The sequence below is a fragment of the Helicobacter pullorum NCTC 12824 genome (assembly GCF_017979475.1).
GTDB lineage: Bacteria > Campylobacterota > Campylobacteria > Campylobacterales > Helicobacteraceae > Helicobacter_D > Helicobacter_D pullorum.
Genome location: NZ_JAERIT010000002.1, coordinates 19,040 through 33,431, shown reverse-complemented (window position 1 = coordinate 33,431; position 14,392 = coordinate 19,040). Strand labels below are relative to the sequence as shown.

12 protein-coding genes are annotated in these 14,392 nt (G+C 33.6%); 4 read left to right on the top strand and 8 right to left on the bottom strand.

The features are described 5' to 3' along the window. The first annotated feature begins 1 nt into the window (after position 1). Genes nuoL through nuoN form a run of 3 tightly spaced genes read left to right on the top strand, consistent with a single transcriptional unit; the run spans position 2 to position 4,865 of the window. A complete protein-coding gene (nuoL, locus tag JJQ98_RS01610) occupies positions 2–1,861 on the top strand; it encodes an NADH-quinone oxidoreductase subunit L (RefSeq protein WP_151104652.1) in 1,860 nt (619 codons plus the stop codon). Beyond that, positions 1,846–3,384: an NADH-quinone oxidoreductase subunit M gene (locus JJQ98_RS01605; protein ID WP_151104651.1), complete on the top strand. Its 1,539-nt coding sequence runs from the start codon at positions 1,846–1,848 to the stop codon at positions 3,382–3,384. The genes nuoL and JJQ98_RS01605 overlap by 16 nt, the downstream gene beginning before the upstream one ends. Beyond that, a complete protein-coding gene (gene nuoN, locus JJQ98_RS01600; protein ID WP_054197671.1) occupies positions 3,384–4,865 on the top strand; it encodes an NADH-quinone oxidoreductase subunit NuoN in 1,482 nt (493 codons plus the stop codon). Before JJQ98_RS01605 ends, nuoN begins: the two co-directional genes overlap by 1 nt. A 13-nt stretch (positions 4,866–4,878) precedes the next feature. Here nuoN and JJQ98_RS01595 read toward each other — a convergent pair whose 3' ends face one another. Further along, positions 4,879–5,424, bottom strand: a complete 546-nt coding sequence (locus JJQ98_RS01595) for a hypothetical protein (protein ID WP_065830794.1) — start codon at positions 5,422–5,424, stop codon at positions 4,879–4,881. Positions 5,425–5,522: 98 nt separating this feature from the next. Between JJQ98_RS01595 and JJQ98_RS01590 the strand changes: the two genes are divergently transcribed. Then, positions 5,523–6,197, top strand: coding sequence for a hypothetical protein (locus tag JJQ98_RS01590; protein WP_005020841.1), 675 nt, complete (start codon positions 5,523–5,525; stop codon positions 6,195–6,197). On the opposite strand, the gene JJQ98_RS01585 is transcribed toward JJQ98_RS01590, so the two are convergent. The 7 genes from JJQ98_RS01585 to hemN form a co-directional block, all read right to left on the bottom strand. Next, positions 6,161–6,688 (bottom strand): phosphatidylglycerophosphatase A family protein, encoded by a 528-nt coding sequence (locus JJQ98_RS01585; protein ID WP_065829743.1) that lies wholly within the window; start codon positions 6,686–6,688, stop codon positions 6,161–6,163. The genes JJQ98_RS01590 and JJQ98_RS01585 overlap by 37 nt on opposite strands. Before the next feature lie 7 nt (positions 6,689–6,695). Next, positions 6,696–7,895 carry a sulfate adenylyltransferase gene (locus JJQ98_RS01580; protein WP_005020844.1) on the bottom strand — a complete coding sequence of 400 codons (1,200 nt, stop codon included), beginning with the start codon at positions 7,893–7,895 and terminating at the stop codon, positions 6,696–6,698. Beyond that, entirely contained in the window at positions 7,873–8,760 is an 888-nt protein-coding gene (locus JJQ98_RS01575; RefSeq protein WP_005020845.1) for a response regulator, read from the bottom strand. Before JJQ98_RS01575 ends, JJQ98_RS01580 begins: the two co-directional genes overlap by 23 nt. A gap of 8 nt (positions 8,761–8,768) precedes the next feature. Continuing rightward, positions 8,769–9,929: a bifunctional 2-C-methyl-D-erythritol 4-phosphate cytidylyltransferase/2-C-methyl-D-erythritol 2,4-cyclodiphosphate synthase gene (locus JJQ98_RS01570; protein WP_151104650.1), complete on the bottom strand. Its 1,161-nt coding sequence runs from the start codon at positions 9,927–9,929 to the stop codon at positions 8,769–8,771. 72 nt (positions 9,930–10,001) lie between these two features. Beyond that, on the bottom strand, positions 10,002–11,645 hold the full coding sequence (locus JJQ98_RS01565; RefSeq protein ID WP_054194835.1) for a methyl-accepting chemotaxis protein: 1,644 nt from the start codon (positions 11,643–11,645) through the stop codon (positions 10,002–10,004). A 70-nt stretch (positions 11,646–11,715) separates the two neighbouring features. Continuing rightward, complete coding sequence (locus tag JJQ98_RS01560) at positions 11,716–13,011, bottom strand: (Fe-S)-binding protein (RefSeq protein WP_005020848.1); 1,296 nt, start codon at positions 13,009–13,011, stop codon at positions 11,716–11,718. 8 nt (positions 13,012–13,019) lie between these two features. Next, a complete protein-coding gene (gene hemN / locus JJQ98_RS01555; RefSeq protein ID WP_065828280.1) occupies positions 13,020–14,387 on the bottom strand; it encodes an oxygen-independent coproporphyrinogen III oxidase in 1,368 nt (455 codons plus the stop codon). Positions 14,388–14,392: the final 5 nt, after the last annotated feature.

Sequence of the window (14,392 nt, the reverse complement as noted above, 5' to 3'; positions counted from 1 at the left end):
AGTGGAAGTTATTTTATACACGGCTTTATTTGCCCCATTAATTGGTTCTGTTTTTGGGATACCTTTTGGTGCGAAGAGGAAGTTTCTTTTTGTTGGAGTTTTTGCTTCTTTGATGTTGTTTGTGTCTTTTGTTGCATCAGTATTGCTTTTGGTTTATGCTTATCAAGGTGGGGTATTAGAAGTTGTAATGATGGATTGGATAGGGGCTGGAAGGCTTTATATTCCTTTTGGTTTCTTAATTGATAGTGTTAGTGCTACAATGGTGTTTGTAGTGACTCTTGTGTCTTTGTGTGTGCATATTTATTCTATTGGCTATATGAATAATGATAAAAACTTTAATCGCTTTTTTGTGTATTTGAGTGCATTTGTATTTTCAATGTTGATTTTGGTGATGAGTGATAATTTTGCTGGATTATTCATTGGTTGGGAAGGTGTTGGGCTTTGTTCATGGATGTTGATAGGATTTTGGTATGAAAGGGATTCTGCCTCATTTGCTGCTAATGAAGCTTTTGTGATGAATCGTATTGCAGATCTTGGATTGTTGCTTGGAATCTTCTTGATTTATTGGGTGTTTGGAACTTTGAGCTATGAAGTAGTTTTAAGTAGTGTGTATGAAGCTCCCAAAGGTATTTTAATTGCAATTGGAATTTTGTTGTTTGTAGGAGCAATGGGAAAAAGTGCGCAGTTTCCATTACATACTTGGCTTGCTGATGCAATGGAGGGACCAACGCCTGTTTCTGCATTGATTCATGCTGCTACAATGGTAACTGCTGGTGTGTATTTGGTAATAAGGGCAAATCCCTTGTATTCAATAATCCCTGAAGTTGGTTTTGGAATCTCTGTTTTGGGGGCATTTGTCGCAGTTTTTGCTGCAAGTATGGCTTTGGTAAATAGGGATTTAAAACGCATTATTGCATATTCTACGCTCTCTCAACTTGGGTATATGTTTGTTGCTGCTGGGCTTGGTGCTTATTGGATTGCATTATTTCATCTAGCAACGCATGCGTTTTTTAAATCTTTGTTATTTTTGGGAGCTGGGAATGTAATGCATGCAATGAATGATAAATTGGACATTACTAAAATGGGGGCATTGTATAAACCGCTTAAATACACTGCAATTTTGATGATTCTAGCCTCCATAGCTTTAGCGGGAATTTACCCATTCTCTGGATTTTTTTCTAAAGATAAAATTTTAGAAGCTGCTTTTGGGAGCAGAGCTTATGTGCTTTGGGGGATGTTATTGTTTGGGGCATTTTTAACAGCATTTTATAGCTTTAGATTAATTATGCTTGTATTTTTTGGAGAGAAAAAACATCAAGAACATCCTCATGAGGCTTATTCTTTTATGCTTTATGCAATGTTGCCACTTGGAATTTTAGCGGTATTTGGTGGATTTTTTGAGCCATTTTTTCATCATTTTGTAATGCAAACATTGCCTGAATTTAGTGCTAATTTGAGTGCAAAAATAGTTTGGATTCTCATTGGAATCACTTCTTGTGTGGCTTTGAGTGGGATTTTCTTTGCAGTATGGAAATATTCCAAAGGTGGATTCTCTAAAAAATGGGAGAAGAATCTTTTTTATAGGTTGCTAGTTAATCAATATTATATTCCTAAGGTTTATGAATGTATTTTTATTAGGAATTATCAGCGATTGTCTAAAATGTGTTGGCTTTGTATAGATAAAAAAATAATCGATTTTATTGTGGATAAAATTGCTTATATGTTGAGTGATAGTGGAGAGAAATTGAAGTGGATTCAAAGCGGGAATCTTTCTAAAATGTTGCAAATTATGTTTTTTGGTTTGGTGTTTTTATTGTTGCTTGTATTTATTTATCGGGAGGGCGTATGGATCATATTTTAACACTGCTAATTTTATTTCCATTTTTTGGTGCTTTATTGGCAATTGGAATCAAAGAAAATCTTAGGGCTTATGGAATTATTATTGGTGTGATTGAATTGATCTTGTCATTGTTTTTGTGGATTTTTTTTGATAAAAATGTAGATGGTTATCAATTTATCGTTTCTTTCCCTTTGGTTGCTAATTTTGGGGTAAATTATCTTGTAGGGGTTGATGGTATTTCACTATTTTTGATTATTTTGAGTGCATTAATTAGCTTTTTGGGTTTTGTTTATTTGAATGAACAAAGAGAAATTAAAAAGCTAGTAATTTCTCTTTTGTGCCTTGAAAGTATTATGATTGGCGTATTTTGTGCTTTGGATGTAATTTTGTTTTATATTTTTTGGGAGCTTTCTTTGGTGCCGATGCTTTATATTATTGGTGCTTGGGGGAGTGGAAATAGAATATATGCAGCCATAAAGTTTTTCTTATACACTTTCTTTGGTTCTTTGATTATGCTTGTTGGGATTTTATTTTTGGCTTATTATTATTTTGAAGTAAGTGGAGTTTGGACTTTTTCTTTGTTGGATTGGTATAGTTTAGAAGCGATTCCAAAAGATATTCAAATTTGGTTATTCCTTGCATTTTTTTGCGGTTTGGCAGTGAAGGTGCCGATGTTTCCTTTCCATACTTGGTTGCCTTATGCCCATGGACAAGCACCTACAATTGGTTCGGTTGTTTTAGCAGCAGTGCTTTTGAAAATGGGGACTTATGGCTTTGTAAGGTTTTCTCTGCCTTTATTCCCTGATGCAAGTGTAGCCCTGCTTGTGCCTATAGTGATTTTAGCCCTTATTATGATTGTTTATGGGGCAATGGTTGCTTTTGCACAAGAAGATATGAAGCAGGTAATTGCTTATAGCTCTATTTCGCATATGGGTGTAATTATGATAGGGATTTTTGCATTGAATTTGGAGGGAGTAACAGGCTCTGTTTTTTTTATGTTGAGCCATGGTGTTATTAGTGGAGCACTTTTTATGCTTGTTGGGGTGATTTATGATAGGCGTCATACAAAACTAATTAGCGAGTTTGGCGGATTGGCAAAAGTAATGCCAAATTATGCGGTGATTTTTGGGATTATGATGATGGCATCTGCTGGATTGCCACTGACAATGGGGTTTGTGGGAGAGTTTTTGTCTTTGCTTGGTTTTTTTGAAGTTTCTCCTATTGCAGCTGGGATTGCTGGACTTAGTATTATTGTGGGTGCAATTTATATGTTGCATTTGTATAAAAGGGTATTTTATGGACAATTACAAAATGATGAAAATAGGAAACTAAAAGACTTAGATTCTCGTGAATTAAGTGCTTTATTGCCTCTTGTTGTGATTGTAATTTGGCTTGGAGTGTATCCAAAACCTATTTTAGAGCCAATTAATAAAGGTGTAGAAAATATGTTTTCTATCATGTATTCACACATTGATACAGATGAGGTAAAAGTATTTTTTAAATTAGAAAATTTAGAGAATCCTTTAAAGTTGGAGGATAAATAATGTTGGAAGTTTTTCGTATTTCTTTGGAGAGTTTGAATTTTTTTAGCATTATTCCAATGCTAATTGCAATAGCGGGTGCAATTATAATTTTAGTAGCAGATTTATGTATAGCAAAAATCAATAAGCAGTTTTATGCAATGCTTGCAATTTTGTTTTTGTTAATGGATTTGGGATATGTCGTATTATTTGAGGGGTATTATAGGGCATTTTTTGATTTAATTTTGATTGATGGAATGTCAATATTAGCACAGACAATCATTCTAGTAGCAGCAATCTTATTTTTACCATTGACATTGAGTTATAATAAATTCCATGAATTTCAATATGCTGAATATTACTCACTTTTTTTATTTATGTGTGTAGGATTCCAATTTATGGTAAGCAGTGATCATTTAATTGTGATTTTTTTGGGGCTTGAAACTGCATCTTTGGCACTTTATACCCTTATTGCAATGCATAATCGAAAAACTTCTTTTGAAGCAGCTATTAAATATTTTACGATGGGGTCTCTTTCTGCGGCTTGTTTTGCATTTGGAGCGATGCTTTTGTATGCTGCAAGTGGGCATTTAGATATACAAAATATCAAAATTGTTTTAGAGCAAAATAATTTTCAACCTTCTTATTTGGTGTTGGGGGCAGTTGTATTTATGGTTGTTGCAATTGGATTTAAAGTTTCGCTTGTGCCTTTTCATACTTGGACTCCCGATGTTTATGAAGGCTCTAATTCATTTTTGGCAGGATTTATGTCAATTGTCCCAAAAATTGCCGCATTGGTAGTTGCTATCCGAATCTTTAGTGTTTTTATGGATATTGTTTGGGTTCATAATGTTTTTTATTTGTTGATTGTTATTACAATTACTTTGCCAAATCTTGTAGCGCTCGTTCAAAGAGATGTTAAGAGAATGTTGGCATATAGCTCGATTTCTCACGCTGGATTTGCTTTTAGTATGATTTTAATCGGAGGAATGCAGGCATTTAGTGCTCTTTTTATGTATTGGATTTTATTTTTATTTACAAATCTTGGTATTTTTGCAATGCTGTGGATTTCGCGAACAAAAGAGCAAATTTGGGATAAACGCTATGATCATTCTTATGAGAAATTCTCTGGGCTTGTGAAGCTTTCCCCTCTAGTGGCTGTTATTATTGGAATATTTATGCTATCTCTTGCTGGGATTCCGCCTTTTTCTGTCTTTTGGGGGAAAGTGTATTTGATGAGTGCGGCTGTCAATAATGGCTATTTGTTTTTGGCAGTCGTAATGGCTATTAATAGTGCTATTGCGGCGTATTATTATTTGAAGCTGATTGTGTATATGTTTTTGAGAGAACCTATTGTGCAAAATAGCTCAATTTATTTGCAAAATGCAACTTTGCCTTTAAAAATAGTTGTTGGGATTGCGGTTTTGTATGTGTGTTTTTCTAGTGTATTAGTCGATGGAATCTTGTATTGGGTCTATGGGTTAATTGGGATAGATATTCTGTGATTTTATGGGAGGATTAAAAGCCCATAAAATTTTGTGCTGCTTGATTGGCAATGGAGTGGATTGCATTTAAGAGAGTGTCTTGAATGTGCTGGGGTTGTAATTTGGAGGAATCGCCTAAGCCTAAATAATGATCTTTTGTATTTTCAAAAAAGGCTTTGGAGGTGAAGATTCTTTCTTCGTTTTTATCTGTAAAAGCGATTTGAAGTTCTATAATAGCAGAATCTTTTGAGGTGGAACTCCAAAAACCGCCCTGTGTGTTTTTTGTCGCAATGCTACCATAAACAAGCTTTAAGTTATAAAGAGGATTATTATTGCTTTCAATAAAGCAGTTGGTTTGTTGGAGTGCATTTTTCAATGATGGCAAAATTTGCTCATTTGTGATTTGTAGGTCATTAAATTGTCCTGCAGAGATAGAGTTTATTTGATAAGAGACAATAGGGGTTGTGCAGATTTTTTGGGTTGTGATGGTTGCGATGGAATTTTGTTGTTTTTGGCTACAGGAGGTAATCAAAATGCTTCCTATGGCAAAAATCGCAATGAGTAAATGGGATTTTGGCATATCATTCCTTTGTGTAATTTAAGAGTAATTTTAACATATTTTATTGATATTTTTTTTTAAGATTGATACAATAACCCAATTAATTTAAGGGGCATTTTTTGGGTATTGTTTTGAAAAGGGGATTGCTTATTTTGCATATTATTTTGCTTTTTTGTTTGGGAGTGGGAGTATTTTATTGCTACTCTTCTATTAAGGAAGTGTTTAAAACTCAAGAAACTTTAGTGTATTATGTCAATATTAGTGGTAAGCAGAGGGTATTGGCTCAACGAATAGTGTTTTTATCCCAAGTAGTTTCAACGAATTATATTTTGAAACACAATAATCATGAAGAAATTGCAGAGTTGCGTTCGTGCATTAGTCAATTGACAAATATCCATAGCATTTTGCAAAATTTCGTTGTTTCTATGGTGGTAACAAATTATAAAAATTCTACACTTGATGATATTTATTTTGGGAGTGGGAATCTCTCTGTAAAAATGGAGAATTTTTTGAATAGCGCTAATAAAATTTTCTTTATTAATAATGTCAGTGAAATTTTGGTCAATAATCAGGAATTATTGAATGGTTTGGAGGGGGATAATGGGTTGTTGGCTAGTTTGGAGTTGGCAACTTTGAGTCAGCAATTTTATGCACAAAATCAATTAAAAGAAATGTATAAGCAAATAGAATATTTTTTATTGTTTGTTGTGTGTTTTATAATTTTGGAGGCAATTTTATTTTTAATTGTCCCAAAAAATCAAATATTTAAAAACGAATACAAAGAAGGGAAATAATAAAGAGCTTTTAGGATAATCAAGCCTAATATCCCAGCAAAAAAACCAGCCAATAAATCATCGCCAATAACCCCCAAACCCCCCTTTACATTTTTATCTACTCGATGGATGATAGAGGGCTTCCAAATATCAAAGATTCTAAATAGAATAAAAGAGAGAAATAGGGCAAATAAACTATGACCAATCATAGCAATGCTAATCCAAACGCCAGCAAGTTCATCAATAACGATTTCTTTTCTATCGTGCGATAAGCCTTGTTTTTCGTAATTATCGATAATCTTTATCCCAATTGCCCCTAGCAGAAGTGCCAGCAAAAGAAGTGTGCTTGGAGCAATATAATAAGAAATTGCCCACCCAAATGGAAGTGCTACAATGGTCCCAATTGTCCCCGGTGCTTTTGGGCTTAAGCCGCTAAAAAAGAGTGTTAGATACATTTTTTGGATAAAATCTTTTGTGTCTTTAAAATCTAAAAAGAAATTTTTGTTTTTCATAAGAATCCTAATTTAATGAATGTGTTTTATAGAGATTTGCAAGCTTGATATAAAAATCTTCTTCGCTTTGTTCGCTGATAATCCCGCTTTCTGCAAACATTGTTCCAAATTGTTTGATGAGTGTGTTAAAGCGGTTGGGAAAAAGATGAGAAAGGATTTTTGCAGAAATTTCTTTCCTAACTAAAATTGTCGGTGGAATTAAACCAGATTGCAAGATGCCTTGAATGAATCTTGAGTGATAATTGATGTGATGATGTTTGCCATGAGGGCAAGTTTTGATGCTAACAATAGTGCTACATTGCTGACAATAAACAAATTCACTTAAAAGTTGAATTTTGATTTTAATATCTTTTGTGGTGTCAAAAATGGAGTAGATTTTTTGTTTGTCATAATAAATGGCAAGGTTGGGGTAAGTTTCTCCAATTACCATTTTATTGCAACCTAAATTTTGAGACAAAATAGCATCAAGTAAAATGCCGTGTGCTCCTGCAAAAAGATAAATGTCATCAAGAGGGAAAATGATAATTCTATTTTTTGGCAAAAAGTTTTCAATAATATATTCCAAACATTGCTTTCTAATCTCAAAGCTAAGTATATCTTCATTTTGCTTGCGTAGTAGCAATAAAACAAGCAGGGTATCTTCTTCTAAAATTAGGCGGAAGATACGCTCGTGGATTCTAGTTACAGGCGAAGCATCTAGGACTATAGAGGTAGCATTTTGTGTTTGGAGATTTTTTTTGGCATGTAGAATTTTTTCTTTGGAGATTCTGTCGGCAAATAAATTATCTTTGATATAGAGGGTGTAATCTCCGCATATAGCAAAATTTCCAAGCCTATTATAAATGTTTTTTGCTTTTTGAGAATAGATATCTCCACTCATAATTTTAAAAAGTCGCTGTTTTTTGTCAATAGGGAAGATGGAATCAGTAATAAGCTGCCCACAGATTTCATAATTATAAACAAGATCAACGACTTCGCCTTTTTTGAGATTTTGAATAACTTCTTGATTGCGTTTTCCAGAGGGTGCAAGGATAAAGGAAAAAGGAAAGGTTTGGGAATTGTATAAACCATTTTTATCTACCTCTTCCATTTCTTGCTGATTCATAAGATGGGTAAGCGGATAGAGCAATCCCTCTTTACACAGCATTAAGGCAAAGAGAGCTTCTTTGTCAATGAATAAGGATTTATTTTTTCTTTGTGATTCCATATTTTTTTCTTTTTTCCCATAAACTTTTTCTTGACATTCCTAGCTTCTTGCTAAGTTCGGTATCTGGATATTTGTTTTCAAATTTTAATATCATTGTTTTGACATATTCATCAATACTTAAAATATCTTGAAAACCTTGTGAGATTTCTTGCACTTGGAGCTCATAGACATTTGAAAAATCATCGGTTTCTCCGCCTAGACAAGAGAGTATAGCAGGAGTGTTTTTGAGCATTTTGATACATTCTTCTTTTTCTGATTTTTGGAGTATTTCAAAGCCAATGATGTAAGTTAATTGTTGTTTGGGTAAATGTTTGAGGGATTCTTGATAATTTTTGTTTTTGTAAAGCGATATGAAGTTGATTTGCAATTTTTTGTGGATTGTGTAATTTACCACACACATATCAATGGCTTTTTGGGATATGCTTTTGATAATAAGAGGAAAGGAAATTTTTGTATTGATTTGGTATGAGGGAGTAAGTAAGGAATTGCAAAAATAATCTCTATAAAATGCAATTTCTTTTTGGGTTTGTTTAAAAATCGTGTGTTGTTTGATTTTTCTAATCAATTCATCAATCATAAAAGGCTTAACAATATAGTCGCTTGCACCAGCTTGCAAAGGACGCGTTACGGTTTCATCATTGATATAGGGAATCATCAAGATAATAATTGAATTTTTGAACTTTTCAATTAAAGGATAAAAATTTTGTCCAGAAATATTAGTAGATAATAAAATTATATCCGCATTATCGTATTCTAAAGCTTCTTGCATACTAGGTATAATCTCGCAGTTAAAGCCAAAATGGCTTAGTTTGGAAGAAATGCTTTGAGCCAAATAGATTTCATTTTCTATAATTAAAATTTCCATAAAACCCCTTATTTGAAGTGATAGTTTTTCCAATCAAAATATGTTAGAGTGAGAGTTGCTTGCACCATAATCCCTTCTCCTCTCCCAATAAATCCCAAATGCTCTGTTGTTGTGGCTTTTACGTTGACAGAAAAAAGTGGGATTTCTAAAATTTCTGAGATTCGCTTTTCCATAGCATTTTTATAGGGCGAAAGTTTTGGTTTTTGGGCAAAAATAGTAATATCCGCTTGTGTGATTTGATAACCCACATTAATGCTAAAATCAACAATTTTTTTTAGCAATAGTGCAGAATCTGCATTTTTGTAAGCATTATTATTATCAGGGAACCACTCACCAATATCACCAGCACCAATGCCACCCAAAATAGCATCGCTAATAGCATGCAAACAGACATCCCCATCGCTATGTGCGATAAGTTCAAAATCACATGGAATATTAATGCCACCCAAAATAATGCCATTTCCGCTTTTTAGAGCATGAATATCGCTACCATTTCCGATGATGGTTTTTGTGCTAGGTGGAGGTAATTGCATAGAATCCAAATCATCAATAAAAGTGATTTTTCTTGCCTTAGGGGATCCTTGAACAAAACCAATGCTGCCACCAAAATTTGCAATTGCACTGCTTTCATCGGTAAAATTGCCTTTTTGTAGGGCTTGTTTGAGGATATTTGTTTTGCTAAGCTGTGGAGTTTGAATAATTTTGAGATTTTCTCTTTTGAGATATTGCAATGTTTTGTCATCTGCATAAGCAATGGTATCTGGAATATTTAAAAAAGGCACTACACAATCAAAATTTTTTATTTGCTCTAAGATATTTTGGAATACTTTTTGTGGAGTGTTGCAACGCGCAATATCACTAACCAAAACATATTCTTCTTTGACTTCCATTAACGCATTTTGGAGGGATTCTTGTCTTGTGCTGCCACCCTTTGTGAGAATAAAGTTTAACTCCAAGGAATCAAGATATTTTTGCATATATTGCAATTCTTCTTCTTTAGCACTCAAGATAAGTTTAGAGAAAGGGTAATAATTACTAACTTCTTGTGCGACTTTAAGCCAAAGAGGAATATCTCCAACTCGCAACCATTGTTTTTTGGGGACTTTATATTTTTTAAAGCGATTGCTATCTCCAGCGCCTAGCAATATTAAAGTAACACAATGAGTCAAATTTTACCTTCCATTAAAAAATATCAAATTATACTATAAAAGCTTTTGAATACCCTTATAAAAGGGTATTTATTAAATTTTAAAATGTTCAATGTGATTGGTTAGGATAGATGAAATCTCTTTGAGTGTTTTTGCAGATTCTGTATTGTTTTCCATAGAATTTGCGGTGTGTCTTGATGTTGTTGAAATATCTTGAAGTTCATTGGCTAGTGTTTCCATATTTTCTACTTGATTTTGTGCTGCATCGGTTACTTCTTTTGCTTTATTAAGTGAATCGGTTGCTTGGGAATTGATTTGGTCAAGTATCTCACTAGCTTCATTGGCAAGTTGCATTCCTTTTTCTACTTGAGGGACTGCAGTTTGGATGGCTTCTACGGCAGTTTGTGTTTCGTTTTGGATTACTTCAATCATGCGTGCAATTTCTGAAGTCGCAACACCTGTGCGTTCTGCAAGTTTTCTTATTTCATCTGCGACAACTGCAAAGCCTCTACCTGCTTCACCTGCTCTTGCTGCTTCAATAGCGGCGTTTAGGGCAAGTAGGTTGGTTTGGTCTGTAATTTCTTTGATGAGTTCTGCACTGCCACTAATTTCTTGAGAATGTTTTTCAAGCATTCGAATATGCTCTGATGAGGAAGAAACGGTTTGTGTGATTTTTTCTATCTCATTGATTGTGGTTTTCATAGCATCAATCCCTTTATTAGAAAGGGTTGTTGTGTATTCGGAGTTTTCTTCTGTTTGTTTTGCAATTTTGGAAACATGATTGACTGCATCAACGACTTGCTGGATTTTTTTCACGGAATCTTCTGATTTACTAAGTTGTTGGTAAGAAGATACTTTGGCTTCTTCTGAGCTTTTTGCAACTTCATTAGCATGTTCATTGAGTTCTTTTGAAGAATGCACAACTTCAGAAACGATTTCTTTAAGTTTGATTTGCATTTGTTCTACAGAGGCTAACATACTATCTTTAAAATTGGTTTGAATAGGGGTATTTAGATTTCCATTAGCAATACTCAAGACGACTTTTACAGCTTCTTTGGGTTCGCCTCCAAGCGAAGAGATGATTAAGCGAGTAATGTAAGAAGCGATAAAAATAGCGATGACAAAGGCGATTCCAGCTAACCAAATTGTAATATCAAGATAGTTTTGAATCTCTTGTCTTGCTACATTAGTGAGAGATTGATTTTTGGCTTCTTGATGGTCGATAAATTCATTGATAACATCAAGCCAATTTACAAATGCACTTCTTGCTTTGCTAAGTAATAAAGCCTCAGCTTGTGGAGTATTCCCTTGAGCTTTGAGTTCGATGATATTGAGGATTAAGGGCATAGTAGATTGTTCTACTCCTTTAATGCGTGTTAGAATTTCTTTATCTTTAGAATCTACCATATTTGGATTTTTAAAAATATCATCCATTTTTGTTGCGGAATCTTGGTAGAAATCTTCTAGGTTTTTAATTTCTTTGAGAGTATTTTCTAGATCTTTTGGGTCATTAAGCAGAATAATATCTCTTATTGCAATGGCTCTATCATGCACACTACCTCTAAAATTAATCGCATAGCGTTGTTTGACTGAATTGATTTCGCTGATTTCTGTGAGCGTATCATTGACAAATTTAATTTTTATATAACCTGTAATAGCAATTATAATGATAAATGCTAAGATGATACCAAAACCAATAAATAATTGATTCTTAAGTGATAGATTTTTTCCAATCATAATAATTCCTTTTTAAAATGATTTATAAATTAAAATTGCAAGATTATAAAATATATAGCATTAATTTTAGCTAAATTTGCATAGTATCATTTTTTAGGGCTTTGCAAATTAATTCTAATGGATGTATAAAAGTGGTATTAATATTTTCTTGATGAAGGGCGTTGCTAAGTTGCATACGACAAGCACTACACTCGGCTACAACATATTTTGCTTGTGTTTTGCCAATCATCTGTGCCTTTTTTTGTCCCACTTTGCTAGCAAGGTTAAAGCGTTCGGTTTGCATGGTAACTCCGCCAAATCCACAGCAGGCATTTGAATCTTCCATTTCAATGAGGGAATAATTTTGATTAAGAAGTTCGCGAGGCTCTTTCCAAATATTAAGCACTTTTCTAGCGTGGCAAGGATCATGATAGGTGAAAGTATCTTTGGTGTTAAATGGCAAAGAGGAGAGTTTTTCTTTGAGATTTGTGTGGTTGCTTAGCCATTGAGTTGCCATATAAATTTTGGGTAAGAGTTTTTTGATTCTTTCTTGATAAGCGGGGTTTTTTGCCATAAATTTTTCCCAATCTTCCAAAATCATTGCAGCACAAGTAGCCTCTGGCACTAAAATCGCATCTACTTCATCTATAAAGCTTTCAAAGTATTCTATATTTTCTATGATGAGATGATTGACGCTTTCAAAATCACCCGTGAAATATGCAGGAGCACCACAGCATTTTTGTTTTTTGGGTATCATAGTGTTAATCCCGAGTTTTTCTAAAATAAAAATTAAAGATTCCCCCACATTTTTATAATTATAATTGCTTAGACAGCCAATAAAAATAGCGACTTTTTGGGGCTTATTATTGTAGATGAGATATTCTTTATGGGAATTTAGGAAGCTTTTTGACTGGATTGCACCAAAGATTCTATTGTGAATAAAAGGCAGTTTAAAACGGGGCTTAATAGAAGATTTATCACTGGTTTTTTTAAACAACAAAGGTGCAAAAAGAGAGCCCATTTTCATGCTTAAATCCATAATTTTTCTGTGTTTTAAGAGAAAGAAAAAGAGCCTTTTAAACCAAGTAATCCCATATTTTTGGGCAAGTTCATAGCGTATATTTTCAATGAGTGTATCTGTTGGAAGTGAATTTGGACAAACATTTACACAAGTAGTGCATAAAAAGCATTTTTCAAAAATTTCTTTTGCATTTTTATCGAGTTCTATTTCTTTTCTTTGGTAGGCGCCTAGTAAGTCAATAAAACCCCGTGGAGATGTAGCTTCATCACCATTGATGTTGAAGATTGTGCAATCTGGGAGACATTTCCCACATTTGACGCAAGCATCGCTTGTTTGAAGATAATTGTAGTTTTCAAAATGTGCCATTTTCAACCTTAAATTGTTTTGCTAAAAACATTTTGAGTGGGATTAATTTTTTTGAGGTAGGAATCAAATGCCATAGCAATATTGCGAATGAGTAAAGTGCCTGTTTGACTGACTTTAATGCCTTCTTTTGAGAGTGTAATTAAATCTTCTTGTTCAAAAATCTCGAGTTCTTTTAGGGAATCTCTAAAATAATCTTCAAAAGAAATATTAAATTGCTCTTCAATATTTTTGAAATTTAATTGAAAATTGCTCATTAGCTGCATAATAACTGCTTTTCTGATTTTATCATCAATGCTTAGTTTAATTCCTTTGAAAAAGGGTAAAATGCCTTTGTCTATGGCATTTTGATAAGAGGGTAAATCTTTATAGTTTTGTGCATAATAATCTACCCCTTCTCCAATAGAGGTTAAGCCTATGCCGATAGTTTGCGTTCCGCCTTTGGTGCTGTATCCTTGAAAATTTCGTCTTAATTGCCCTTTTTGTATGGATTTAAAGAGTTCATCATTAGATTTTGCAAAATGATCCATTCCAATCATTTTGTAGCCATAGGATTGCAAGGTGTGAATGGTAGTTTTTAGAATATTAAGTTTTTCTTCTGGGGTTGGCAGGGTGGTTTCATCAATTTTTCGCATAGTTTTCTTAATCCAAGGCACATGAGCGTAATTAAAAATGGCAAAGCGGTCTGGATTGAGGTTTAGGCATTGTTTGAGTGTTTCTTGAAAAGATTTTAAAGTTTGATATGGAAGTCCATAGATTAAATCAAAATTAATTGAAGTGATTCCGTATTCTCTAGCAGTGGATATAGCACTTTCTACAAGCTCAAAAGGTTGAATCCTATGGATAGCCTCTTGGACTTTAGGATTGAAGTCTTGAATCCCAAAACTCAAGCGATTAAAACCACCATTTTTTAAAACTTCCATTTGCTCTTTGGTAAAAAATCGCGGATCAATTTCACAGGCAATTTCTGCTTCTTTATCAAAGTTTGGGAAAGTGTTTTTAAGCATTGTAATTAGAATCTCAAGCTCTTTGGCATTAAAAAAGGTTGGCGTTCCACCACCAAAATGGAGTTGATAGACTTGTTTATTACAATTTAAAGTGTTTTTTAAAATCTCTAATTCTTTTTTGAGATATTCTAAATATAAAGTTTTATTTTCTTCTTTGCTGGTATAAATGACATTGCAACCACAAAAGTAGCAAGCACTTCGACAAAAAGGCAAATGTATATACAAAGAAAGTGGGCTTGTGTCATTTTGTAAATCATTAATATAAGAATCATAGGTGTAGGCTTCACTAAACTCAATAGCGGTTGGATAGCTTGTATAGCGTGGTCCGGGTTTGGAGAATTTTGCGAATTTTTTAAAATCTATTTCTTGCATAAAAG

What these genes read in the sequence shown, in the direction of transcription:
- JJQ98_RS01605 (WP_151104651.1), top strand. Translation starts at nt 1,846, where the DNA reads ATGGATCATATTTTAACACTGCTAATTTTATTTCCATTTTTTGGTGCT.
- nuoN (WP_054197671.1), top strand. Translation starts at nt 3,384, where the DNA reads ATGTTGGAAGTTTTTCGTATTTCTTTGGAGAGTTTGAATTTTTTTAGC.
- JJQ98_RS01595 (WP_065830794.1), bottom strand. Translation starts at nt 5,424, where the DNA reads ATGCCAAAATCCCATTTACTCATTGCGATTTTTGCCATAGGAAGCATT.
- JJQ98_RS01585 (WP_065829743.1), bottom strand. Translation starts at nt 6,688, where the DNA reads ATGAAAAACAAAAATTTCTTTTTAGATTTTAAAGACACAAAAGATTTT.
- JJQ98_RS01580 (WP_005020844.1), bottom strand. Translation starts at nt 7,895, where the DNA reads ATGGAATCACAAAGAAAAAATAAATCCTTATTCATTGACAAAGAAGCT.
- JJQ98_RS01575 (WP_005020845.1), bottom strand. Translation starts at nt 8,760, where the DNA reads ATGGAAATTTTAATTATAGAAAATGAAATCTATTTGGCTCAAAGCATT.
- JJQ98_RS01565 (WP_054194835.1), bottom strand. Translation starts at nt 11,645, where the DNA reads ATGATTGGAAAAAATCTATCACTTAAGAATCAATTATTTATTGGTTTT.
- JJQ98_RS01560 (WP_005020848.1), bottom strand. Translation starts at nt 13,011, where the DNA reads ATGGCACATTTTGAAAACTACAATTATCTTCAAACAAGCGATGCTTGC.
- hemN (WP_065828280.1), bottom strand. Translation starts at nt 14,387, where the DNA reads ATGCAAGAAATAGATTTTAAAAAATTCGCAAAATTCTCCAAACCCGGA.